The following is a 23,278-nucleotide window of genomic DNA, read 5'->3' on the forward strand; positions in this document are numbered from 1 at the left end:
CATCCTCCCTTTGAGCAAACGTCCGCATGCGGGCGCGGCGAAGGAGCTGTCGCAACTTACTGAACGCAGGCGTGAACATGGCAGAACGGCAAAAAGAGACAAAGCCTCACCGATGGAGGCTTCTTTGCCAAATGAACGTCTCCGTTGACGTTTGCCTGTCGTGTTATATTATATAATCTGTTATGTTTAATGACAATACCGTTCCTTGCTATTTTACTTGTAATGATATTGACCAATATACGATAGGTTTATTATCATTAATGACGAAGCTGTAAGGAACAACTTCTGGGTGGCGGTCAATGGGGACCGCTAGTTGGCAATGAGGCCTCTGTCTGCATGGCGGAGGCCTTTTTTCGGGAAGGGAGTGGAGTGCAATGGAGGGCGACTCCGGGGTTCGCAGTCATTGTTGTTTTTGCAGTATGCAGTGTGCCGTCCGACTGGAGGCGAAGCCGTCGGGGGAGGGGCTGGACCTCAGGCCGGACCCGGGTTTTCCGGTGGCCGGAGGAAGACTGTGCCAGAAAGGGTTTCACGCCCATCTTCATGTGAGCCATCCCGAGCGCTTGACGACGCCGTTGGTGCGCCGCCGGGGCGGTTTCGCAGCTGTCAGTTGGGCGCAGGCGCTGGAGGAAGCGGCCGCGCGCCTGCAGTCCATCCAAGGGCGGTACGGAGCCGGGGCCGTGGGCGTGTTCGGCGGCGGTTCCTTGACCAATGAAACCGCGTACTTGTTAGGAAAGTTTGCGCGAGTTGCCCTTCGAACCCCGTTCATCGATTACAACGGACGCTATTGCATGTCTTCGGCGGCTGCGGCCATGAACCGCTCCTTCGGCTTGGATCGCGGGCTCACCAATCCCCTGGACGATATCCCGGCCGCAGACATCATTTTGCTGGTCGGAGCCAATGTGGCGGAATGCCAGCCCACGATGATGTCCTATTTTCGCCGCGCGCAAAAAAGAGGGGGACGGCTGGTGGTCATCGACCCGCGGGAGACGGCGACGGCCCGGGTGGCCGATGTGCATCTCCGGATTCGTCCCGGCACCGACTGGATTTTGATGAACGGCCTTCTGCGGGCGATGATCGCCGAAGGTTGGATCGACGAGGATTTCATCGCCCGCCGCACTTCTGGTTTTGAAGCGGTGCGGGAAGCGGCGGCGCCTTACACTCCGGAAAGGGTGGAGGCGAGGACGGGGGTCCCGGCCGGCGTGGTCGTCGATCTGGCCCGGCAATTCTCCCTGGCGCCCCGGGGAATGATCTTCACGGCCCGGGGCGTCGAGCAACAGGTCCGCGGTGTCGACAATGTGCAGGCGTGCATCAACCTCATCTTGGCGACCGGAAAGATCGGGCGGCCCGGCTGCGGGTTTGGCGCGATCACCGGCCAGGGGAACGGACAGGGGGGGCGGGAGCACGGGCAAAAAGCCGATCAGCTTCCGGGGTATCGGTCGATTGAAGATCCCGCCGCCCGTCGGCACGTGGCCCGGGTGTGGGGCGTGGATGAAAGGGATTTGCCGGGCCCGGGAACGTCCGCTTTTGAAATGTTTCAGCAGATGACGGCCGGGCGCATCCGCGGCCTGTTGATCCTGGGATCCAATCCCGTGGCGTCAAGCCCGCATCGCTCGTTGGTCCGCCGAGCTCTCGCCTCCCTGGATACGCTGGTGGTCATCGACATTCTTCCTTCGGAGACGGCGCGGATGGCGGATATCCTCCTTCCGGGGAGCGCTTGGACGGAACAGGAAGGAACCACGACCAATCTGGAAGGGCGCGTGATCCTGCGCAGGCAGGCGACCTCTCCGCCCGGGCGGGCGCGGCTGGACTGGAGGATCCTGTGCGATCTGGCGGCAGCCCTCGGGAAGGGACGGCACTTTTCCTATTCCTGTGCGGAAGAGATCTTCCACGAGTTGCGCCGGGCGAGCGCCGGGGGAGAGGCGGATTATTTCGGGATCACCTATGAACGGATCGAACGGGAAAATGGAGTGTTCTGGCCCTGTCCGGACCTGGACCGGCCCGGGCAAGCCCGGCTCTTTGCCGACCGTTTCGCTCATCCGGACGGCAGGGCCCGGTTCTTCCCCGTTTCGGAGGAGGGACGGCGACCGGAACAACCCGACATGGAATATCCCTTTTACTTGACCACGGGACGGGTGGTGGATCATTACCTCACGGGCACCCAGACGCGGAGGACGGAGCGGCTCGTGCGGCGGACTCCCGGTCCGTATGTGGAAATCCACCCGGAAACAGCGGCGGCGTTCGGGATTGGCGACGGAGAACGGGTGCGGCTGCGGACGCGGAGGGGAAAGGCGGAGTATCCGGCGAAGGTCACCGACCGGATCCGCCCGGACACCTTGTTTGTACCCTGCCACTGGGAAGGGGACGAGTGTGTCAATCAATTGACGGACGACCGTCTTGATCCCATATCTCGGATGCCTTCGTTCAAATGCTGTGCCGCGGCGTTGGAGAAGGTCGGGGCGGAACATACGACATCGAAGGGAGAGGATGTCCATGCGTTTTCAGGACTTCGCGAAGAGCGGTCATCTGCCCACTCTGTTTAGTTCTTTTCTGTATTTCGACGCGAGCTTTATGATTTGGGTGCTCCTCGGAGCCCTGGGGACGTTCGTGGCCAGCGATTTTCAGCTGACACCCGGACAGAAGGGACTGCTGGTCGCTGTTCCGACGCTGGCCGGCAGTGGGTTTCGGATCATTCTCGGCTGGGCGGAGACGAAATTTGGCGGGAAACGAACGGCTTTAGCGGGGATTGTGGTGTCCATGATTCCTCTCCTGTGGGGATGGTTGTCTGCCGGTCAAGTATGGGAATTGTACGCAGTCGGCATTTTGCTCGGCGTTGCCGGCGCCAGCTTTGCGGTGGCCCTGCCCATGGCGAGCCGCTGGTTTCCACCCCAGTATCAAGGGTTGGTGATGGGCATCGCCGGGGCCGGCAACAGCGGCACTCTGCTCGCCACCCTGTTTGGTCCGAGATTGGCCCAGAGTTTCGGTTGGCACGCGGTGTTCGGCTTCGCCGTGATTCCCATGATCGTGACGTTCTTTGTCGTGTTGGCCCTGGCGAAGGAGGCCTCCCGGCCGGGGGGTGCCGGCCTGGACAAGGGGATGTACCGGGCGGCGCTCAGGCGCCGGGACACGTGGGCGCTCTGTGCTCTATACAGCCTGACCTTCGGCGGGTTTGTGGGTTTTTCGAATTACCTGGGTATTTTCTTTCATGACCAGTACGGCGTGAGTAAAGTGGCGGCCGGGGAACTCCAAACGCTCGTGGTGGCGGCGGGAAGCTTTCTCCGTCCCGTCGGGGGCTATATCGCCGATCGCATCGGGGGAACCCGATTTCTCATCGGGTTGTTCGCGGCAGGAACGATCTTGTGTTTTGTCGCGTCACAATTCTTGCCGCTGGCCTTTGAAGTGGCTGTGTTTTTCTTCCTAATGGGCTGTCTGGGAATGGGAAACGGTGCGGTGTTTCAGGTTGTGCCGGTCCGGATGAAAGAGCTGGTGGGGGTGGCCACTGGAATGATTGGCGCCGCGGGCGGTGTCGGCGGATTTCTGCTGCCTTCGATTCTCGGCGGCCTGAAGGGGGTGACGGGCACTTACGCGACAGGACTGACTGTTTTTGTCCTCGCTCTGGCCGTTGGAGCGGGAATGGCCGCGATTCTGCGAGTGCGGTGGCGGAAGTGGGGCCATTCCCTGCAACTGCAGATTTGATGATGAGGACAACCGGGGGGAGAAGAACGCCTTCTCCCTTTTCTTTTTTGTCCGATATATTGACGTTATGAGTGATGTATTTTATCGTAAGTATCAACAAAACATCAAAAACCAGTCCGGGAAAAGCGGCGGTCTTCCGGGAGCTGAAAGGAATGAGGCGCGTGGTCGAACGGAGTTCGACATGTGTCGGTCGTCTGGCTGTGGCGGGGGACGAGAAGCGCGTGAACCGGGTGGCCCGGTGGCTGGCACGGTGCGGATATGCCGTCGTTGTTGGTGTTCTCCCTTCGGACGGGATGGATGCCTTGGTGTGGGTTTGTTCAGGCCGGCCGGATGGAAATTCGGACGGAGAAAAGAAAGCTGAGTGGGCCCCCTGTGTACCCCTTCTGTTGGTGCCCTGCGGGGAAGCGTGCCTTTCTCACCTTCCTCCCTGCGCGGTCGACGGCATCCTCGAAGTCGGCGGCACACCTGTTGGAGTGTCGTTAATTTTGGAGCTGGCGAAGCGGCATTTTTCGCTGAAAGGAAAACAACGGGAATCGGCCGATCCGGTGATCCGGAAGAGTTTGGACAAACAAGTCGTCGACCAAGCGAAAAGGCGGATCATGGCTCGGTTCGGATTCGAAGAGCCTGAGGCGTACAGAATCTTGAGAACGGAGGCCATGCGCCAGAGAAAGACCATTGCCGACATCGCCCGGGCGGTTCTCGATGCCGGGCTGGATATTTCCGTACATGGAGGTGAAATTCCGTGACGGAGACATGGAGTATCCATGAATTGATTCACAAGGTGGGACGAGGGGGGAGAGGCGCCCGGGATCTCACCCGGGACGAAGCTCGTCATATGGCGGAGCGGATGTATCGCCGGGACCTGACCGACGCCCAACTCGGGGCTTTTCTGCTGGCGGAGCGGATGAAGGGGGAGACGGCGGAGGAAGTGCACGCGTTCATCGAGACTTGGCGTGCGCACGCGCCCTCGTGGCCCGCGCATCTTCTCCCGGAAGCCCTGGACGTCGCCGGGGGATACGACGGCCGCACAAAGACCTTTTGCGCTTCCGTGGCGGCGGCGGTTCTCGCCGCGGATCTGGGCGTGAAGCAGTTCCTCCACGGATCCCTGCCACTGCCTCCCAAATACGGACTGACCGTCGGTGAAGTGCTGAGCGCTTTGCGGGTTTCGGCCGTCAGGGCGGAGAGCCATGCAGATCGCCATGTGCGGGTCGGCATCGTGTTTCTGGACACGGAGAGTTGGCTTTCCCCGTTGGCGGAACTGCGATCGGTTCGGGAACAACTCGGTCTGCGCACATTCATCCACAGCGTCGAGAAGTTGATCAATCCCGGACGCTCAGAGTACCGGATCGTGGGGGCCTTTCACAGACCTGCGTTCGAACGGTACGCCGCCGTGTGTGAGTTGGATGGAGTTCGAAGGTGCGTCCTGATTCAAGGGGTGGAGGGTTCAGAAGATCCTTATCCCAACCGGGCGACTTCGGTCTATGTGTTCGACGGACATCGATGGAACATAGAGGCCTTCGATCCCCGGCCCTACGGCCTTGAAGCGGATCCAACTTGTCCGCCTGACGCCGACCTGCAGGCGCGGTATACCGAATCGGTGTTGGCGGGGGAAAAGAGTTCCTATGCGCGATGGGCGGTGTGGAGCGCCGCAGTACGGCTGTTTGCCCGGGGCGCTGCGGTGTCCTTGGACGAGGCGGTGGAACGGGTGCGCGACCATTGGCGCACCGGCCGGGCGGAAGGAAGATTGAAGCAGTGGCAACATTCGGAGTGGCTGGCTCCGCATGCGGGATAAACGGCTGTCACGATCCACCGGCTGTTTCCGCTTCCTTCACCGCCCGCTGGGCCAATGAGTGAATCACCATGTCATCCATCGGGGGATTGTGAAGACCGAAGCGCACATCCCGGTACATGCGTTGAAGCGGGTGAGAGAGGGCAAGACCGTGTGCGCCGACCACCCGCATCGCTTTGTCCACCACGGACAGGGCCGTCTGAACTGCATAGGTTTTCACGGCCCCCAATTCGGGTTCCAAATACGCAGGATCGTCAGGCCGGGCGTCCCACCGCTCAGCGACCGCATACAAATAGTGTCTGGCCGCCGACAGTTCCAGTTCCATCTGACCGAGCCATTGCTGAACGTTCGGCGTGTACAAAATCGGATGATTCAACGTGTTGGGTTGGTAGGAAGCCGCGAACTTCAATGCTTCCTCCCGAGCCGCCAGCGCGATGCCCAGATAACAGGCGGGAATGAACAACAGATACGGGCTGGCTGTACCCTGATGACGGCTGGCCTTGACGTACACAAGAGCTTCCGCGGGCAATCTGACCCCGTCAAGGACCAGATCGTGGCTGGATGTTCCGCGCATTCCGACCATGTTCCAGGTCGGATCAATCCTCACCCCCGGCGTCTCACGCTGGACGAGAAATTCCGCATGTTCCTCCGTGCCTTCAATCGTTGCCGTAACGATAAAATAGTCCACCACAGGGGCCAGGGTCGTGAACGTCTTGCGGCCGCGAAGTTCGTAACCGTCCTGTTTCCGTATTGCGACCGTCTGCGGCTTCCCGCCCCGGGACGGACTGCCGGTCGCACGTTCTGTCGCCGCACGGTTCACAAGTGCTCCCTTTTCCACGACCTCCTTGCAAAGCTGCCGGAAGACGGCATCCGGCCACGAGCGTTTCTCCCTCAAATCGTAAATGATGCCCAAATGCCATCCGATCCCCAATGCGATCGACGCATCCCCTTGCGCCAAACGTTCCTGGTAGAGCACCCATTCATAAAGGCCGATCCCGAGTCCCCCCCATTCGCGAGGTACTGTGAACGCGGGATAGTGGATCGCTTTTAGGGCTTCGATCGCTGCAAGGGAGAGTTGATTCCGCTCGTCGGCGACGTGTGCGTCAACCGCCAGCCGATCGGACAATCGGCCGATTTGCGAAAGTCGTTCCCTTTGGAGAGGTGTTTTTGCAAAATAGTCGCGAATCGTGCCCATCCGGCTCACCTCCTCGCCTCACCGTCATCCATGTTCATTTTACCAGAGAGCGTTTTCTTTTTGCTGTCTGCGTGTTGATTTTCTCTTGCTGCCGCAACTTTGTGGACCCTTTTGTTTTCCCCCTGGATACGCGATAGAGTGAGCGTGCAATGTGAGAATTCAGGACTTGACCAAAGATTGGCCAACTGGAAGTTCAAAGGTGAGGAGGCGCCGGGATGCCCGTTTATGATGTGCTTGAAACGCCGGTCGGAACGGTCCGGGTGGTGGTGGATCGGGCGAGAGTGAGCCGGGTGACGCTGACCGAGGAAAATTGGTAATAAATGGTACTGATAGTTGCCGGAATATCTGTCTAAACCTATCCAGAAACCGTTGTTGGCCTGACCTTTGTCTTCTTCCTTCCGGAAGGGAGCCGCCCTCCCTCCCAAAAGGAGAGAGAGCATGCATTTTACGGGTCCCATTATAGCAGTCAAGGGGGCTTTTTGCCCCCTTGACTCGTTATTCCTCGGCCTGCACGTGGTTGATGCAGTGTTCACACTCAGTGGCATAGGATTCGCATTGTTCTTCAAATTCCTTCCCACACACAGTACACTGTTTCTTTGGGATTTTCGTATAAAATTCCATCACCGCGATCATCTTGGTCCCCTCCGGTCGTTCTCTTTTGTTGACTGTAGTATAACACCGTCGAAGAGATTCGTAAAGTGTAGTACAACAGAAAAACCCGCCCAAATCTGTGACGATTCCGTGGCATCAGGGCCGCGGCTACGGGCCAGGCTGGCTATTAAAACTTTTGCGGTCCAGAAGGTCCGATGTCGATTTGCTGGCGGTATGTTGATCTGATGGAGGAGCTTGTGCAGAAAAAGGGATGCCCGCAAAACTTACGGACCGTCGGCTTCTCGGCGTGGCAGACTGGATCCACCGCCGCGGCGGGGTTGCGACGTCACGGGATGTCCAAACAAACAAGGTGGCTGGAGGGAAAAAACGCCGAGGAAGCGAAGCAGCTTCTTCATGTGATGAGGGCGCCTGTCCGCCAGGTCACCCCCCTGCCTGCCCCGCATATACATAAACCGGAGCCTTTTCGCGCCGGGTTCCCAGGGGACGGGAGGTGGTCCGGTGGCCGGATTGACGGCGCTGTTGGCCCTGTTGGTGCGGGAGATTGCCCTGTTTGTCTCCTATATCAAGAATAGTGCGTTTCCCCATCCACTGTCTGAAGAAGAAGAAGAACAATACCTAAAACAGATGGCCGAGGGAGACGAACGGGCGCGCAACCTGCTGATCGAGCACAATTTGCGGCTTGTGGCCCATATAGTCAAGAAATTCGAAAACACCGGCGAGGACACCGAAGATTTGATTTCCATCGGCACAATCGGGCTGATCAAAGCCATTGAAAGTTTTCAACCCCACAAAGGGACAAAATTGGCCACTTATGCTGCCCGCTGCATCGAAAACGAGATCCTCATGCATCTCCGAGCCCTGAAGAAAACGCGCAAGGATGTGTCCCTCCACGACCCCATTGGAACGGATAAAGAGGGCAATGAAGTGACGCTGTTGGATATTCTGAGCAGTGATGCCGATGATGTTGTGGACATTGTCGAGATGAAGCTAGAGAAACATCAGATTTACGAAAAGCTGCAAGAATTGGATGAAAGGGAGCAGGAAGTGATCCGCGGCCGGTTCGGCCTTCAAAACGGCGAAGAAAAAACCCAACGGGAGATTGCTGAGGAACTGGGGATTTCCCGTTCCTACGTGTCGCGGATCGAGAAGCGTGCGCTTATGAAGCTGCTGCATGATCTGCGGCCGAGGCGGAGAACCACCGGGGACGACCGCTGAAGGCGGGGGGCGCGGCGGCCGGGACTTGACGGGGCTAGCCTCACCTTCGATCATCGGGTGGTGGACGGGCGCCGGCCGCCCAGTTCTTGGCCACGGTGAAACGTGGATTGGAGCACCCGTTGGATCTCCTCGTTGGGTGACGGCTGACCATTGATCGAGCGCTCGGAGCCAGGGAGGACCCGTAAGATCTACGGGTCCTCCCCGGCTTTTTCGCGACCCGAAACACCGGTCCTGGGCCAGTTTCCAAGGCTGCACGTCATCGGTCGGGGTCGAGGTTGACCGGCGTCAGTCCCTCTAGTCCCATCGACTGGAGCTGGGTGTGATTGAGCACCATCATCTTGGCGTGCGCCCGGGCCTTCGGGACCCCGTCCAAGCTGGTGATCTGGGCCTCCGCTTCAATCAGCCGGCGGGTCTTTCGCACGGGAAACGCCACGACGCGCACCGTCTCCCCAGAGTGGATGGGGTTTTGGAACTCCACATCGAGTTTAGCAGTGACCGTAATCAGCCCCAGATTATTGGCCACATAAGCGGCCGCTTCGTCCAAGAGCGCACAGGTGATGCCCCCGTGTTGAATCCCCGGCCAGCCGCCGTGCCATTCTTCAGAGTTGAATTCTGCGGTGACTCCTTCCTCGCCATATTTTTCAAAATGCAGATGAAGGCCCTTGGGGTTCTCGGCGCCGCACACGTAACACCGCTCGTATCCCACTCCTTTACATCTCCTTACGTGCTTCGGTTGGCAATCCGCCGGTCGGTGAACACCAGACGGACGTTCGAAAATCAGTTCTATTATAACAATCTGCCGGCGGGGTGGGGCAAGGGGGCGGAGTGCGGCAAGACAGATCAAAATTTTATGGTACAATGGGACTAGTCGGAACCTGGAGGTGGGAACATGCGCCATTGCCGCGAGGCGGTGGAGGGTTTCGTGGAACGGCTGATTGCAGAAGGGGTCAATGCGGATCTATGGCGGGAATTGCGCGATCTGGAGATCGTGTTTGGTTCGGCGGACGACCTGGATGCCGCCGTGTATGCCAGCTTGGTGCGGCGGAATTGCGAAGATCGATATGCGGAATACCTTCAGGCTGCGGCGATGTGTGACTAGGGGGCGATGAGGTGCGGGAGTGGCTGGATCGGGTGCGGTTTATGCACAGAATAACCCGCAATTTTTAATCGCCCAATACGGGGCTTGGAAACGCGGGGCCAAGGGGTGGAATACCATCTCCGGGACTCCGGGGCCAAAGTTCTCGTGGCTTTGGATTCGCTCTACGCGGCCTATTCTGAAAAAGTGATCGGGTTTCATCATTTTGATGCCGCTGTGGCCCTTGACATGATGGAGCAGCGGCGGCGCATAACTATCCGCGACTGGTGGAGTTCCTCCCCGAGATTCCAAAAACTGCGACGGGGAAGTTCCTGCGCAGGGAGCTTCGGGAGCGCTCTGCAGGGTCGTGAGGGAGGAAAGGTCGAACGATCGGATGAACAGAGTGTACCTGTGGACGGCTAAAGAACAGATCGACCCGGATCGCCTCCGGGGGGCCGGGGCGGTGGTGATGGACGTGCTCCTGGCGACCACCACCATGATCACGATGATGGAGCGGGGGGCTCGTCGGGTGTTTCCGGCCCGGGACCTGGCCGACGCCCTGGAGTTGAAAAGAACGTGGATGTCCCCGCGTCTTCTGACCGGCGGGGAGGAGGACGGTCGGGAGGTTCCCGGGTTTGATCTGGGGCCGTTTCCCGAGGAGTATACCGAAGAGGGGATCGCCGGTCGGGACGTGGTGTTTTTGACCACCAACGGCACCCCGGCCCTGCGCCGGGCGGAGGGTGCGGAGCGGGTTCTTCTGGCTTCGCTGCGCAATGCCCCGGCGGTGGCGAAGTATGTACAGGAGGCGAACCTTGCGGTGGTCTACCTCATCTGCGCCGGATCAAAAGGGCGCCAGTCGCTGGAAGATGCCCTCTGTGCCGGGGTGATCGCCGACCGGCTCGGCACAGCGGGTTGGGAATTGGATGACGGCGCGATCCTGGCCCGGGACGCGGCCCGGATGCACGACGGCCGGATGGTGGAGGCGCTGAGCCTGGGCCGGGTGGGTCGTTGGTTCACGAGCGTCGGCCGCCGCCATACCCTGGAGTTCGCCGGTGCCGTGGGGGCGAGTACGGCCGTGGTCGGGCTGGAGGATGGCCGGTTACGCCTGTTCGGCACCTGATTCAACCAACGGAGCAATCCAATGACTCCAACGAGGTGAGAGCCGTGTTTGATTTTTCCCCGACACCGGAACAACAATCGGTGCTTGATCGCACAAACGAGATCATGGAACGGTACATTTATCCCGCCGAACGGGATTTTCATGAAGAAGAAGGGTTGCCCGAAGAGAAGATGCGCGGGCTCCAGAAGCGGGTGAAAGAGGCCGGGTTGTGGGCGCCGCATCTGCCGAAAGAAGCGGGAGGCCTTGGCATGGGTTATGTGACCTTGGGACTGATGAACGAGATCCTCGGCCGCAGTCCGATCGCCCCCCGGGCGTTCGGCACCAATGCGCCGGACACCGGCAACCAGGAGATCCTGTGGCTGGCCGGGACGCAGGCGCAGAAGGAACGATACCTGAAGCCTTCGGTGGCCGGGGAGATTTATACGGCGTTCGCCATGACCGAACCGGAGGTCTCGGGGTCGGACCCGACGTTGCTGCGGACCACCGCCCGCCGGGACGGGGACGGCTGGGTGATCGACGGGCATAAATGGTTCGCCACCGGGGGATCCCGGGCGGCGTTTTTCATCGTGATGGCGGTCACCGACCCCGATGCCGACCCTCACCGCCGCGCGAGCATGTTCATCGTGGAGGCGGGGACGCCGGGGCTGGAGATCGTCCGGGATGTGCCGGTGATGGGCGACACCCTCGGAGGGCACACGGAGCTGTGGTTCCGGAATTGCCGGATCCCGGGCGAGAACTTGCTGGGGGAGGTAGGGGACGGCTTCCGGCTGGCTCAGCTTCGTTTGGGGCCCGGGCGGATCACCCATGCCATGCGCTGGATCGGCGTGATGCGGCGCAGTTTCGAGATGATGCTGGACTACGTGCAGCGCCGGGAGACCCGAGGGCAGAAACTGGCCGATTTTCAAACGGTGCAGAACGACATTGCCGAGTCCTACGCGGACATTGAGACCTCGAGGTTTCTCACGCTTCATGCCGCTTGGAAAATGGACCAGGGGCTCGATGCGCGAAAAGAGATTTCGCTGATCAAATTCTACGGGGCGAATGCGCTCCACCGGGTGATCGACCGGGCCATCCAGGTGCACGGCGCCCTCGGGTTCTCCAAAGACACGCCCTTGGAAGGGTTTTATCGGGAGGCCCGGGCGGCGCGGATTTACGACGGTGCGGACGAAGTGCACCGGGTGGTGGTGGCGAAGCGGATCATGAGAGAGTTTCGGGAGAGGCGATCGTTGTGACGGCGGAAGCAAGTCGCCCGGGCCGCGGACGGGGCACCATTCCCGTTCGGCCCGGAGAAGAACTGGATGTCGACGCGGTGCGCCGGTTTTTGTCGGGGCACATCGAGGGGCTGGGGGATTGCCCGGTGGAGGTCGAGCAGTTTCCCTCCGGGGCATCGAACCTCACGTACTGGATTCGGTGTGGAGCGTGGGAGGCGGTGCTGCGGCGGCCACCCTTCGGGCCGCTGCCGCCGAAGGCCCACGACATGAAGCGGGAATCCTCGTTTTTGAGTCGGTTGCATCGGGTGTTTCCGTTGGCCCCGCGGCCCTACGCGTTTTGCGAGGATCCCGAGGTGCTCGGGGCGCCGTTTTACGTGATGGAGTACCGGCGGGGAGCGGTATTGGACGATAAGTTCCCGCCGGGCGTGGAGGCGACGCCGGAATTGTGTCGGCGGATTTCCTATGCGGTGGTGGACACGCTGGCGGAGCTGCACGCGGTCGATTATCGAGAGGCGGGCCTGGGGGAGTTCGGCCGACCGGAGGGCTTTTTGCAGCGGCAGGTCGGCGGATGGATCGACCGGTACCACCGGGCGAAGACGGACGACATTCCCCAGGTGGATCGGATCACCCGCTGGCTGGGGGATCATCTTCCGGCGTCGCCGGCGGCGACGATCATTCATAACGACTACAAGTTAAATAACCTGCTGCTGGACCCGGGCGACCTCTCCCGGATTGTCGCCGTGGTGGACTGGGAAATGGCAACGATCGGCGACCCGCTGTTCGATTTGGCGGTGTCTCTCAGTTACTGGGCCGAGGAGACGGACCCGGAGCTGCTCAAAGAGGTATTGCCGACGGTGACCAAATACGGCGGATTTCTCAGTCGAGACGAGTTCGTGGAGCGCTATTGGCGCCGGAGCGGACGGGATGTATCGTCCCTGGATTTTTATATGGTGTTTGCCTACTTTAAGTTGGCGGTGATTCTCCAGCAGATCTATGTGCGGTGGAAACGGGGACAGACCCAGGATCCGAGGTTTGCCGGTTTTGGGCTCCGGGTGAGGCGACTGTTGGAGTACGCTGACGGGTGCATTCCCGGCCGGGCGTGAGGTGAACCCTGCACAGCGATCGGTTAGAGGATGCGGTAAAACCACTGGGTGATGGGGCCGAAGACAGCTTCCAAGGGAGCCAGAGGGTTAAACTGCAGGTAGACCTGCCACTGGACCATGGCTGCCATAACGAGGGCCAGCGCGAGTAACGTTCCGTGAACAGCCAACTCTCTGCGCTGGCCGGCCCGCCACATGGCGGGCCATTCCAACAGCGCAGCGGCGACGAACAAGATGGCCAGCCAGAACATGGTCGCTCTTCCTCCGAGTTTCCTCATGGGTTGACCTTATGTTGGCCTCGGAAACCCGCGATTATACGGCTGGACAGGGCTCTCCGTCGCCTGGAGACGGAGTCGCCGGTGGTGCCGCCCGGCGTCAGGCGAATGCGGAGCCCGGTGAGCGTCCGCTCAAAGCGAACTTCCGTCCCAATGGAGGCGGCCCGCTGGTGCATGAGTGTTACGCCGTAATGCCCCTCTTTTTGTCCGCGATCCCAACTTTCCTCCTGTTGCCCGTCGTCAGTGATGATCAACTCCCACCGTCCTCCGGACCGGGTCCAAGTGAGAAACACCCGCCGTGCTGCTCCGTGTTTGACGGCGTTCACCACTGCTTCCCGGCAGATGGCTGCGAGAACCGGCCACGCGACGGGAGCCAGTTCCGGCGCATCGCCGGCGATCACGACCTGTGCGCCGAAACCGGCGGCGAACTCCTCGAGATGGGTTTTCCACGTGTGTTCATCCACCGAGTCGCCAATCCCAGGCCGCAGATCGAGGATCGTTTTGCGCAGTTCACTGTCGACCTCCCGGAGGGCGTCTTCGATCTCCCCCAGGTGTACACTGGCCGGATGTCCGGCCGGAAGTTTTATTCGGGCATGGTTCAGTTGCACGCCGATAAAAAAGAGGGTTTGCCCAATGTCGTCGTGAAGTTTCTCGGCCATTCTCTTATGCTCGGATGCGACGAGCTCCCGTTCCCGTGCCTGGGCGATCTCGTCATGCAAGGCGTCCAGCCTGGCAAAAAGCCGCCTGGAAATGAGGGCCGTAACCAAACCTGCAAGGACGGCGGTAATCCAGTTGGAGGTTTCCATGGGAAGAAGGCTGAGCACCCAAGGAGTATGTCGAATCAGTTCAAAAAGGGCGACGACCACGGCGGGGACGATGAGCAAGGCACGCCGAACAGCGCGTTCGTTCACGGGGGATCACCTCTCTTGCTCGAACAGGCTTCTCCTGTATTGTGAGGGATCCGGGAAGGTTTCGCAAGGGAGTGGAAAGACGGTTAATGTGGCGTGGGGCTAGGCAGTCGAACATTCCTCAGTGCTGCCACACTCATACATTGGAAGGAAGGTGGAGGGAGGGGCGAAGAATGAAGGTGGTGGCTTTTGGATCGGAGACACTTTCCCGTTTTCCCTATCGCGACCTGTTGGAGGTGCTCCCGGCCGAATGCCGGTATTATGTGGGCGCAGGTTCCGACTCGGGCGGTTCAGGTCTCGACAAGTATGCCGATGTGGAGGATGTCGTTCGTGACATCTCTGTTGAGGATTGCCGGCGACTGCCCGCGGATGAAACCACGGCCATCGTGACCGAACCGCTGTGGGTGTCTGCCTTCGGGGGTTGGCGCCCGGAGCGCATGGTCGCCGTGATGGCTGATCTTTCTTTCAGCACGGCTGCCCAGCGCCGCTGGGCGAACCTCGTTGCGGCTGTTGCAGACGCTGTATTTGTTCGATCGGAAACTCAGTATCTTCAATGGTGCTTTCAGCGGCCAACGGTATTTTTTTGGGATCCATACCGCTGCCGGCAAGAAGCGGTGCACTGGGCGTCGCGGGTTATAGGGGCGCTGGAGGATCCTGAGGAACTCAGAGGACTGGAAAAGGAACAGTGGCACTCGCGACTGAAGGAATATCAAGGCTTTGTGGGGCGGGAAGAAATCGCCGAAAAGGCTCTCTATTTCTCGGCGGCCTACCGGTACCTCTTGGAGGATCCCGCGGCCCGGGAGGACCTTCTTGCTTCTTTTGAACGGGCCGTGGCGTCGGGGCGTGCCGATTGCCTCGTCACGCATTACCGGTTTTTGTCCGCTATTCTGGCGAAGCAGGGGCGTTTGGAGGAGGCGGTTCAGGCCTACGGGGTGACTGCGCTGGACCAAGCTGCCAAATGGGAGTATGAACGTTTGCTGACGTGGCTGGAGGATGGACGGCAGGCGCTGGTCCGGGCCCGGCTCTTTCTGCTCAATGATGACCTGCGTTCGGCCCGGGAAGTGCTGAGTGAAACAGATGGGGAGGAAGCGGGACGACTCCGATTGGAAATCGCTTGGCGGACAGGTTATCCGGACCAGGCTTTTCGCGAGGTCGCGCCGGCGGATTGCAAAACCCATTCGCTGCCCCAAGCGGTCGAGATTCTTGAGGGCCTTTTCCACTGGCTTCAAGGAGACCGCCCCGGGGCGATTCACCATTTTCTCCGGGCCGCCGCCGAAGACCCCAACGCCCTTGGTTACATTCTTGAAATGGACGAGGCGGAAAGTCTTCTTGAGCAAATCCGCCGGGGAGAAAGAGCGTCATGATTCGCCCGGTGCGCAGATCCTCCGGTAATCGCTTGACGGCCATGATGCAGGTTCGCAATGAAGCGGACCGCTATTTGGACACCGTGCTTCGGTGCCTGTCGGAATTTGTCGATGACGTGGTAATCGTGGATGACGCCAGTACCGACGGGACCCCCGAGCTTTGTCGCGATTTTAAGAAAGTCGTCAAATTAGTCGTTCTACCCGAATCTCAATTTCGGCGGGAGTGGAAATTGCGTGCCCTGCTCTGGGATGTGGCCGTCTCCATCCACCCGGATTGGCTGCTCGCCGTGGATGCGGACGAATTATATGAGGACCGCGCGAAGGAAGAGATCCGGGCTCTGATCGATCAGGACCAGTACGATTGGGTGGCTTTCCGGATGTTCGACATGTGGGGAGGCCTGACCCATTACCGAGAGGACGAACATTGGAACCTTCACAAACGTTACACCGTTACCTTGGTCCGTTTCCTCCCGGGGTATCATTACTTTTTTCCGCCGATGGATCTACACGTCCCCCGCGTTCCCCTATCCTATGGCCCCCTTCCTGGCCTGTGTTCGCCGATTCGGATCAAACACCTCGGGTGGGTGGGCTCCGGGGAGTATCTTCAGCAAAAATATGAGCGCTATATGGCCCTGGATCCCGACGGCCGCTGGGGAAGCCTTGCCCAGTACCGCTCGATCCTCGAACCGAATCCCCGTTTGGTGGAGTGGAGGGAAGACGGAGAATGAGAGTGGGGATTCTGACGCACAGCTTTGTTGACGGGTACAATGGCCGATTTGAAAGGGTTTTTGCGGGCGGGTTGGAACGCTACATGTTTGATCTGGCTCTTTTGCTTCAGGACTTGGGAATGCGGCCGGAAATCCACCAACTGTCCTTTCAAGGTGCATTTTCCAGTCAGGTCGGTGGGATTGACGTCTATGGACACGCATGTGGCCCCGACGATGCCGTGAAGGTGTTTGAACAGATGGCGGATGCCGTGGATGGGCCTGTGATTTATGCCAGTTTCCTCTGGCATCCCCTTCGCTTCCGCCCCCACAGTATTGGAATTTGTCATGGAATCAACTGGGATCGGGGCGACGGCTCCGCCCAGGAGAAAGCCCAGGTGGCCGGTGCCATCCAAGGGGCGTTAGATCATCTGCAGCGGATCGTGTCCGTGGATTCACAGTTTGTGACCTACTGCCGGTCGGTGTGCACTTTTAACGATCCGCGAAAATTGGTGTTTATCCCGAATCATGTGGATACTCGCCGGTTTCGCCCTGACCCCGGGATGCGGCGGGCTGATCAAGTGCGGGTACTATTTCCTCGGCGCATCAGCTGGGAGCGGGGCGTGATTCCCATGATGATTGTGGCGGACCGGATTCTGGCCCGGCATCCGGATGTGGTGGTGGAGTTTGCGGGGGATGTGGTGGAAGGTAATCCCATAACCCGGGTGTTTCGATTCTGGATGAAAGAACACCCCCACCGCCATCGCCTCCTTCACCATGTGCTGTCCTTTTCGGAGATGGTCCGCGCCTATCAAAAGGCCGACATCGTGGTGATCCCCAGCATTTTTTCCGAGGGAACTTCGTTTTCTTGTTTAGAAGCCCTCAGTTGCGGGGCGGCGGTGGTGGCCACCGATGTCGGGGGGTTGAACGATCTGGTGATCGACGGGTATAACGGCCTGTTGGTGCCGCCGGATTTTGAAGCGTTGGAAGCGGCGGTGGGGCGCTGCATTGAGAATCGGGGCCTGCGTAGAGCTCTGGGGCGCAAAGCCCGGGAGACGGCCCGGGCTTTTGACCGGTCTCGCTGGCGGCTCCGGTGGAGCCGGGTGCTCAGACCATGGTTGGCCGATTGGGCCGCCCGGTCTCCCGGGGCCGTGGATTGAAGCGTCTTCTAAAACGGGGGTTCGGAGAGGGCGGCCAGGAGCTGTCGGCTGTGGAGGGCCCACGGCAGGGGTTCCGGGAGAACTCTGGCTGCCACGTCGGGGACAAGGCGCTGGAAGGTGCGCACCGCCGCCAGGAATCGCCCAACCCGGGGTGCAACCCGATGGGGGTACATCCCCGCGGCGAGGGCGAACCATTTGGCAGCCAGGGTGTCGAGGTCGCTTTCCAGAGCCAACCATCCGGCCAAAAGGGCTTCCTGGTACGTCGGCTCGGAGGAAAGGCTCAAATACTGCCGGGCCCACGTGGCGATTTGTTCGCGGGGAACGCTCAGCAGATGCAACGGCCTGGGAGGGAGAAGGTCTATTGAAGGATCCGCAGATCCCCGGTCGGGAGGGGGCACCGGAGCCCCCACGTCCGCATTTTTCATAGGCACCGACTGATTTCCACCTTGAGCGCTGTTCATATCGAACAAACATTTCAATTCGGCCAGCCGGCGCCCCGCCGGTTCATAGCCGGGGTGAGTCTGGAGAGCCCGTTGATAATGGTCCATCGCCTCCTCCCATAACCACAACCGTTCACAGGCGATACCGGCCAGATAATGACTTCGATACGTTCCCGCCCCGGACGCCGAACTGTAGCGGCCGTCACAAGGGCCCAACGCCAGGCAATGGTCCAGGAGGGGCAGAGCCAGGTCCGCCCGATCGTCGTCCAGGTGCAGGATGGCCCTCCACTCGAAAAGATCGACAAAATCGCGGTAAAAAGCGGCCGCTTCCCGGAGCAGTTGTGCGGCCTCCCGCCGGCGGCCCAGTTCACGGAGGCAGTAAGCCGTTTTCATCACCAAGTCTGACGTGTACCCCGTAAAGACGGGGGCTGACTCCAGGGCCCGCTCAAAGGCTGTCAGTGCTTCCTTATAACGGGCTTGTTGGAACTGCTCCGTTCCCCAGGCGTAAAGGAGCACGGGATCCTCGGGACGCTGAGCCAGGGCTCTTTTCAACAGGCGCTCGTTGCGCTCATTTTTCTTTCTCCTGCGGATCACCTCATCGACATACCCCTCGTGCCAAAGGACCAGGTCGGAGAACCGAATCCCATCGCCGTACGCCGCCCGGATGGCAGAGGCGGTTTCCTCGTGGATGACCCCTTGAAATCGAATCTGCGGGTCATTCCGGAACAGGCGGCAGGCCGCATCCGTCACATATTCGCCTGAAGAACCGTCCCCGATCCGATGGCGGATCTGCAAAAAATATCCTTTTACATCTCGGTCCGCCAGGAGGCGGCCCAGGTACCCCGAATCCGGAGGCACGAGGGTTTCATCGGCGTCCATTACCAGAATCCACGGCATCCGAGCGGCTTCCAGCCCCGCGTTGCGAGCTTGGGAAAAATCGTCCGCCCAGGGGATGTCGAGAATCTTCGCTCCGAAGGAAGCGGCGATCTCCCGGGTCCGGTCTGTAGATCCGGTGTCCACCATGATGATCTCTGACACGTAGGGGGCGACGGAAGTCAGGCAGCGTGGCAAAAAGTCTTCTTCATTGCGCACAATCATGCAGAGCGAGATGTCAAAGGGCATGACTTGCCACCTCCCCGAGTTGTATCTGAGCGATCTCCAGGCGAACGGCGAGGATCAGGGATTGAAAGGGTGTAGAGTCTGTTATCCTGCACAGGTGCCGCTCCGCATCCGCCAGACGCCGGCTTACCCCGGGTGATAAAGTCGTGGAACCGATCCTCCTTGTTTGCCGGCCCTTCGGATCGCCTGCGGCCCAGGTGGCCCAAAAATCCGAAGCCGCCTTTTCCCCCCGGATGACACGGAGAATAGCCGCGATTCGAAGGGCGGCCGGCCGCAGGGCCGGCTGAAAGGTCAGCGCGGCTTTAAACCACATCAGGGCGGCGTCGTATACCCGGAGTTGTTCCGCGGCGGCACCGAGGGCGAAACAGGGAAGATACGTTCCCATTCTTTCTTCTCGATGGAACATCGAAGGAGCAGGGCCGAGCTCCACAGCCTTGCGCAGAAATTCTGTGCCCGCCCCCCACCGGCCCAGGTCCAGAGCAATGAGGCCGGCCAGGCAGTATAAATCTGTATACTTCGGAAATAGCCGCAGACCTTCCTGAATGAGGGCGAGGGCATCCCCGGGCTGGCCGGCGGCGTAGAGACACCGGGCTTCGGTTTTATACAGAAGGTGCGCCCAGGGGGTCCGCTCCGGTTCGATCCCCCGCCTCGCCCGGCGGAAACAGGCCAGAGCCCGCGGCAGTCTTCCGGATCGCACGTATTCGACCCCGAGATTGTACCAATGAAAGGGGCGGTCCGGGTGGTCGCGGATCTCCAGGCGAAGAAGCCTCAAGTTCCGGGCGACCTTGTTGCGGCTGTTCACCGTTTCCGGGTGGTAGCCCAGGTGGCGAACTCGGACTTCACTGACGATAAAGCGGGCTTCCGGCCGGGCCCGGCAGATGGAAGGAGTGATCTGTTCGTGAACCCTGCCTTCGAATCGGTATTCCGGCCGGTTCCGGAACAAACGAACCACCGGGTTGATGACGGTGGGCTCTTGACCGGGGCCGGGCTCATGACAGATTTGGATCAGCACAGCCTCGGCCTCCGGCTCTTGTGCCACGGTGCGCAGCCCGGCCGCACCGCCGGGCTCCAGGCGCTCATCCGCATCGAGCACGAGAATCCAGTCGCCCCGGGCCCGGTCGAGACCGGCATTTCGGGCCCGGGCAAAGTCGTCCCGCCAGGGTTTACGGATCACCCGCGCCCCGTGGCGCATGGCCAACTCAGCGCTGCCGTCATCCGAACCGGTATCCACCACGATGATTTCGTCCACGGCGCCCCGAACGCTGGTGAGACAGGCGTCCAGGTACTCTGTCTCATTCTTGACGATCATGCAGAGGGAGATCTGCGGCCGACTCATGTCGATTCCTCCTTGTCCGGCCCCGCCAGTGGGTGTGCCACCCGATTCCATCGAGAAGTTCCAATGCCCGCCCGACAGCCCTGCGCTCCTCCGCGAACCCACCCCTTTTCGGTCGGAGAGCCTCGGCTTCTTCCAGCATCCTCTTGGCGGACTGAAGGGCGGCCGCGGCAGCGGCCGGCCGGGCCCGGGAAAACCCGAGACCTGCACTTTGCTCGAACAATTCCGCCGCCTGATCCCAATGTCCCTTGTCGTAGAGCATCTCTCCCAACAGAAACAGCCCCTCGGCGTCCAACTCGCGCCGGGTAAGAAGACGGAGCAAGCGGTCTGCGGCGAGATAGACCCATCCTTCACGGTACAGGGTCTTGGCGAGAAACAGATCCATCCCGTTGCTGTGGAGGGCGGCCAGATCTTCCGCCAAGGGAATCAAGCGGTGTTGAACCGCCCGTTGGATCAGGGGCCGAAGGATGTCCGGTCCAATTGCCGCGTGGCTTTGAGTGTCCGGGGATGCGGGGCTCCCCATGAGCCTGGCGTCGATGCTTTGATAGACCGGGGGAAGTTCCAGTCTGCGGTCGAGGGATTGATCCTGAGCCCACCGGGCCAAGGCGTAATCCATGATCTCCTCCTCGCTCAGAGGGACCGGCCGGTCTCCCGAATGGATACTGAGTTCCACGATCCGGCACGCCTCCCGCCATTGACCCAAAGCCACGAGACATTGAACTCGCAGCGGCCGGTTTTCACTGCCGAGAGAGGTGTCTTCAGAATCCAGGAGCCCGATGACCTCGCCGTAGGCCCCAATATGCAGTAGCGCCCGCACCAGGCTCCGCTGGTCCGGCGGTGTTCCGGCACAGGAGGCCAATGATTTGACGAGATCGCCCTCTGGTACATCCCGGGCCGCGAGAATTTCGGCCAGCGTTTCCAAGGCCGGCTCCCACCCCGGCCGGGCCGCCAGGGCCTGGCGTACCGACTGCTCTGCCTCTTGCAACCGCCCGAGGTCCAGGCACAGCTGGGCCGCCGCGTGGAGGGGGCGGAAGCTGTTGATCCCCGCGCTGCCGACGTGGGCACCGGGGGGAGGACAGGCCGCTGCCTGCAGATACGCCTTCAGCGCCTCCTCCCGCAACCCTTGAGCCCGCAGGGCGTCGGCGAATATCACAAAAAGATCGGCGTACTCCGGGTAGCGCTCGAGCTCCGGCCGCAGTGTCAACTCGACGTCGCGAAATTTCCCCAGGGCGAGCCAGACCATCCCCAGGTCTCGAAAGAGGGTGGGGCGGTACGGCGCCTGAAGGGGTGTCAACGAGGCCGCTCGGCTGAGCCACAGGGCAGCCCGGTCCAGGCGGCCGGCCTGGCACCAGGTGACCCCGACTTGATACGTGTAAAACGGGTGCCGGGGGTGATCCCGAAGCGCAAGCCTTAAAAGCCGGAGATTGCGCCGGACCTTATCCCGCCGGGCGATGATCTCGGGACGATACCCATGGTGGACAATCCGCCAAGGGGCTGCAACAGCCTGGGTGGATTCCGAAAAACCTTCTTTGACCCAAACGATTTGTTCATGAATGCGCCCTTGAAAATACACTCCGGGCTCTCGCCGAAACAGCCGAATCACCCGGTGGATCAACCGGTCGTCCATCGATGGGCCGAGGAGATTTTCAACATCGAGCCAAAAGCTTTTCGCCTCTGTATGACGGAGCACCTCCAGCCAACTCGAATCCGCGTCCCTCAGTTCCTCGTCGGCGTCCAGCCACAGGACCCACTCGGCCCGGACATGGGCGAGGCCCGCATTGCGCGCCTTCGAGAAATCGTCCTCCCAGGGGACGTGAATCACCCGGGCTCCAAAGCTCCTGGCCACCTCCGCCGTTCGGTCCCGGGATCCGGTGTCCACCACGATCCATTCGTCAGCCACACTGCGGGTGCTTTCCAGACTTTGCAAAATCGTATCTTCCTCATCTTTTGCCAACATCATCACGCCGAGGAAGGGTTTGCTCACCCGGCATCCCTCCTATGGAACGCCCGGGGATCAGGTTCCCTGGGCGTTGAAAAATACGTCAATGGTGGTGGAGGCCCCGGTCGTCGCCGAAGCGTACGATAGCCGCGTGTATTTTAAGAAACGGCTGGGAACGAGCACGTCTACAGACCCAGCAGCCAAGCCGGGGGAAGAAACATCGATATACCAGTTGGTCCCATTCGCGCTGATCTCAACGTTTAGATTGGCGGGGTTGGGGCCGGCGTTATAAACAAAGAAAGAGTAGGTTCCCAGATTTGCCGTCGTCACGGGAGGCAGGGGTGTAAGGGCGTCCGCCGTGGGCGTGGAAGGGTAATCGATCTCGGTGAAACTCTTTTGCGATATCGAGGTGACGCTGCTCAAGGTCCCGGCGGTGATCGTCGCCCCCAGAAGGTTAGAGATGGTGCCGTCCAGGAGGTTGGACAATGTACCTGCGGTCACCGTGGCTCCAAGAACGCTGGAGATGGTTCCTGCGAGCAGGTTGCTCAGAGTTCCGGCGGTGATGGTGGCACCAAGAATGTTTGTAAGGGTCCCGTCCAGGAGGTTGGAGAGCGTTCCCGCCGTGACGGTTGCTCCCAGGACAGAGGAAATGGTGCCGTTCAAGAGATTGTTGATGGTTCCTGCGGTGACCGTTGTGCCGAGGACGCTGGCGATGGTGCCGTCCAAGGCCACGGTGGTGAGGTTGCCCGAGGGGTCGGTGGCGAGGATCCGGCTGGTATTGGTGGTATCTCGCCCGAAAATCAGTGCCCGAAGGTCGTCGGGATTTGGGTTAAAAACAGCGAAGTTTGGCAAAACAATCGATCCTTTCCCTGAAAGTCGATGGTGGAGAGCCATCGCTGGGAGACAGGATACGGAAGCATGTTCATAAAGGTGTGGACGAACACCGCCCGAACCGAAAATGTGCACATGGTCTGGGAGGGCATAAACCGGTGAAATGCAAGGGTCACGGGGGTGCAAAGGGACATA

Annotated in this window: 22 protein-coding genes; 13 read left to right on the top strand and 9 right to left on the bottom strand. The window is 60.4% G+C overall.

Going from position 1 to position 23,278, the window contains the following annotated elements:
- Positions 1-374 precede the first annotated feature (374 nt).
- From BTUS_RS05805 to BTUS_RS05820, 4 genes are all read left to right on the top strand, one after another.
- Positions 375-2,540 (top strand): molybdopterin oxidoreductase family protein, encoded by a 2,166-nt coding sequence (locus BTUS_RS05805; RefSeq protein ID WP_013075183.1) that lies wholly within the window; start codon positions 375-377, stop codon positions 2,538-2,540.
- Entirely contained in the window at positions 2,491-3,693 is a 1,203-nt protein-coding gene (locus BTUS_RS05810; RefSeq protein WP_013075184.1) for a nitrate/nitrite transporter, read from the top strand. The genes BTUS_RS05805 and BTUS_RS05810 overlap by 50 nt, the downstream gene beginning before the upstream one ends.
- A 152-nt stretch (positions 3,694-3,845) precedes the next feature.
- Positions 3,846-4,439, top strand: a complete 594-nt coding sequence (locus BTUS_RS16760) for an ANTAR domain-containing response regulator (protein ID WP_013075185.1) — start codon at positions 3,846-3,848, stop codon at positions 4,437-4,439.
- The gene (locus tag BTUS_RS05820) at positions 4,436-5,485 is read left to right on the top strand and encodes an anthranilate phosphoribosyltransferase (RefSeq protein ID WP_013075186.1); all 1,050 of its coding nucleotides are present in this window, start codon (positions 4,436-4,438) and stop codon (positions 5,483-5,485) included. Before BTUS_RS16760 ends, BTUS_RS05820 begins: the two co-directional genes overlap by 4 nt.
- A 7-nt stretch (positions 5,486-5,492) precedes the next feature.
- On the opposite strand, the gene BTUS_RS05825 is transcribed toward BTUS_RS05820, so the two are convergent.
- Positions 5,493-6,677 (bottom strand): acyl-CoA dehydrogenase family protein, encoded by a 1,185-nt coding sequence (locus tag BTUS_RS05825; protein WP_013075187.1) that lies wholly within the window; start codon positions 6,675-6,677, stop codon positions 5,493-5,495.
- A gap of 495 nt (positions 6,678-7,172) precedes the next feature.
- Positions 7,173-7,310: a protein YhfH gene (yhfH, locus tag BTUS_RS17410; RefSeq protein ID WP_013075189.1), complete on the bottom strand. Its 138-nt coding sequence runs from the start codon at positions 7,308-7,310 to the stop codon at positions 7,173-7,175.
- Between the two features lie 477 nt (positions 7,311-7,787).
- Between yhfH and sigK the strand changes: the two genes are divergently transcribed.
- On the top strand, positions 7,788-8,504 hold the full coding sequence (gene sigK / locus BTUS_RS05830; RefSeq protein WP_013075190.1) for an RNA polymerase sporulation sigma factor SigK: 717 nt from the start codon (positions 7,788-7,790) through the stop codon (positions 8,502-8,504).
- Between the two features lie 256 nt (positions 8,505-8,760).
- Here sigK and BTUS_RS05835 read toward each other — a convergent pair whose 3' ends face one another.
- Entirely contained in the window at positions 8,761-9,210 is a 450-nt protein-coding gene (locus tag BTUS_RS05835; RefSeq protein WP_013075191.1) for a PaaI family thioesterase, read from the bottom strand.
- A gap of 183 nt (positions 9,211-9,393) precedes the next feature.
- On the opposite strand from BTUS_RS05835, the gene BTUS_RS05840 reads away from it, so the two are divergent.
- From BTUS_RS05840 to BTUS_RS05860, 5 genes are all read left to right on the top strand, one after another.
- Entirely contained in the window at positions 9,394-9,603 is a 210-nt protein-coding gene (locus BTUS_RS05840; RefSeq protein ID WP_013075192.1) for a hypothetical protein, read from the top strand.
- 105 nt (positions 9,604-9,708) lie between these two features.
- Positions 9,709-10,002 (top strand): hypothetical protein, encoded by a 294-nt coding sequence (locus tag BTUS_RS18375; RefSeq protein ID WP_041303800.1) that lies wholly within the window; start codon positions 9,709-9,711, stop codon positions 10,000-10,002.
- Positions 9,974-10,699: a 2-phosphosulfolactate phosphatase gene (locus tag BTUS_RS05850; RefSeq protein WP_013075193.1), complete on the top strand. Its 726-nt coding sequence runs from the start codon at positions 9,974-9,976 to the stop codon at positions 10,697-10,699. The genes BTUS_RS18375 and BTUS_RS05850 overlap by 29 nt, the downstream gene beginning before the upstream one ends.
- Positions 10,700-10,743: 44 nt before the next feature.
- The gene (locus tag BTUS_RS05855) at positions 10,744-11,931 is read left to right on the top strand and encodes an acyl-CoA dehydrogenase family protein (protein ID WP_013075194.1); all 1,188 of its coding nucleotides are present in this window, start codon (positions 10,744-10,746) and stop codon (positions 11,929-11,931) included.
- Positions 11,928-13,013, top strand: coding sequence for a phosphotransferase family protein (locus tag BTUS_RS05860; protein WP_013075195.1), 1,086 nt, complete (start codon positions 11,928-11,930; stop codon positions 13,011-13,013). Before BTUS_RS05855 ends, BTUS_RS05860 begins: the two co-directional genes overlap by 4 nt.
- 23 nt (positions 13,014-13,036) lie before the next feature.
- On the opposite strand, the gene BTUS_RS05865 is transcribed toward BTUS_RS05860, so the two are convergent.
- Complete coding sequence (locus BTUS_RS05865) at positions 13,037-13,288, bottom strand: hypothetical protein (protein ID WP_123809242.1); 252 nt, start codon at positions 13,286-13,288, stop codon at positions 13,037-13,039.
- A complete protein-coding gene (locus tag BTUS_RS05870) occupies positions 13,285-14,196 on the bottom strand; it encodes a sensor histidine kinase (RefSeq protein ID WP_013075197.1) in 912 nt (303 codons plus the stop codon). The genes BTUS_RS05865 and BTUS_RS05870 overlap by 4 nt, the downstream gene beginning before the upstream one ends.
- 170 nt (positions 14,197-14,366) lie before the next feature.
- On the opposite strand from BTUS_RS05870, the gene BTUS_RS05875 reads away from it, so the two are divergent.
- From BTUS_RS05875 to BTUS_RS05885, 3 genes are read left to right on the top strand one after another with little or no spacing between them, the layout of a single operon-like run.
- Positions 14,367-15,557 (top strand): hypothetical protein, encoded by a 1,191-nt coding sequence (locus BTUS_RS05875; protein ID WP_013075198.1) that lies wholly within the window; start codon positions 14,367-14,369, stop codon positions 15,555-15,557.
- Positions 15,554-16,285 (top strand): glycosyltransferase, encoded by a 732-nt coding sequence (locus BTUS_RS05880; RefSeq protein ID WP_013075199.1) that lies wholly within the window; start codon positions 15,554-15,556, stop codon positions 16,283-16,285. Before BTUS_RS05875 ends, BTUS_RS05880 begins: the two co-directional genes overlap by 4 nt.
- Complete coding sequence (locus BTUS_RS05885) at positions 16,282-17,421, top strand: glycosyltransferase family 4 protein (protein WP_013075200.1); 1,140 nt, start codon at positions 16,282-16,284, stop codon at positions 17,419-17,421. The genes BTUS_RS05880 and BTUS_RS05885 overlap by 4 nt, the downstream gene beginning before the upstream one ends.
- A gap of 8 nt (positions 17,422-17,429) precedes the next feature.
- Here BTUS_RS05885 and BTUS_RS16765 read toward each other — a convergent pair whose 3' ends face one another.
- The 4 genes from BTUS_RS16765 to BTUS_RS05905 are packed head-to-tail and all read right to left on the bottom strand — an operon-like array spanning position 17,430 to position 23,104.
- The gene (locus BTUS_RS16765) at positions 17,430-18,983 is read right to left on the bottom strand and encodes a glycosyltransferase (protein WP_013075201.1); all 1,554 of its coding nucleotides are present in this window, start codon (positions 18,981-18,983) and stop codon (positions 17,430-17,432) included.
- Positions 18,973-20,316: a glycosyltransferase gene (locus BTUS_RS16770; protein WP_013075202.1), complete on the bottom strand. Its 1,344-nt coding sequence runs from the start codon at positions 20,314-20,316 to the stop codon at positions 18,973-18,975. Before BTUS_RS16770 ends, BTUS_RS16765 begins: the two co-directional genes overlap by 11 nt.
- Positions 20,273-22,297 (bottom strand): tetratricopeptide repeat-containing glycosyltransferase family 2 protein, encoded by a 2,025-nt coding sequence (locus tag BTUS_RS05900; protein WP_013075203.1) that lies wholly within the window; start codon positions 22,295-22,297, stop codon positions 20,273-20,275. The genes BTUS_RS16770 and BTUS_RS05900 overlap by 44 nt, the downstream gene beginning before the upstream one ends.
- A gap of 30 nt (positions 22,298-22,327) precedes the next feature.
- On the bottom strand, positions 22,328-23,104 hold the full coding sequence (locus BTUS_RS05905; protein WP_013075204.1) for a DUF6385 domain-containing protein: 777 nt from the start codon (positions 23,102-23,104) through the stop codon (positions 22,328-22,330).
- Positions 23,105-23,278: the final 174 nt, after the last annotated feature.

The sequence above is a fragment of the Kyrpidia tusciae DSM 2912 genome (assembly GCF_000092905.1).
GTDB classification, from domain to species: domain Bacteria; phylum Bacillota; class Bacilli; order Kyrpidiales; family Kyrpidiaceae; genus Kyrpidia; species Kyrpidia tusciae.

Bases quoted from the DNA above. Each gene is read 5' to 3' on its own strand.
- BTUS_RS05880 (WP_013075199.1), top strand. From the start codon at position 15,554: ATGATTCGCCCGGTGCGCAGATCCTCCGGTAATCGCTTGACGGCCATG.
- BTUS_RS05850 (WP_013075193.1), top strand. From the start codon at position 9,974: ATGAACAGAGTGTACCTGTGGACGGCTAAAGAACAGATCGACCCGGAT.
- BTUS_RS05805 (WP_013075183.1), top strand. From the start codon at position 375: ATGGAGGGCGACTCCGGGGTTCGCAGTCATTGTTGTTTTTGCAGTATG.
- BTUS_RS05875 (WP_013075198.1), top strand. From the start codon at position 14,367: ATGAAGGTGGTGGCTTTTGGATCGGAGACACTTTCCCGTTTTCCCTAT.
- BTUS_RS16770 (WP_013075202.1), bottom strand. From the start codon at position 20,316: ATGAGTCGGCCGCAGATCTCCCTCTGCATGATCGTCAAGAATGAGACA.
- BTUS_RS05825 (WP_013075187.1), bottom strand. From the start codon at position 6,677: ATGGGCACGATTCGCGACTATTTTGCAAAAACACCTCTCCAAAGGGAA.
- BTUS_RS05865 (WP_123809242.1), bottom strand. From the start codon at position 13,288: ATGAGGAAACTCGGAGGAAGAGCGACCATGTTCTGGCTGGCCATCTTG.
- BTUS_RS16760 (WP_013075185.1), top strand. From the start codon at position 3,846: ATGAGGCGCGTGGTCGAACGGAGTTCGACATGTGTCGGTCGTCTGGCT.
- BTUS_RS16765 (WP_013075201.1), bottom strand. From the start codon at position 18,983: ATGCCCTTTGACATCTCGCTCTGCATGATTGTGCGCAATGAAGAAGAC.
- BTUS_RS05840 (WP_013075192.1), top strand. From the start codon at position 9,394: ATGCGCCATTGCCGCGAGGCGGTGGAGGGTTTCGTGGAACGGCTGATT.
- yhfH (WP_013075189.1), bottom strand. From the start codon at position 7,310: ATGATCGCGGTGATGGAATTTTATACGAAAATCCCAAAGAAACAGTGT.
- BTUS_RS05885 (WP_013075200.1), top strand. From the start codon at position 16,282: ATGAGAGTGGGGATTCTGACGCACAGCTTTGTTGACGGGTACAATGGC.
- BTUS_RS05810 (WP_013075184.1), top strand. From the start codon at position 2,491: ATGCGTTTTCAGGACTTCGCGAAGAGCGGTCATCTGCCCACTCTGTTT.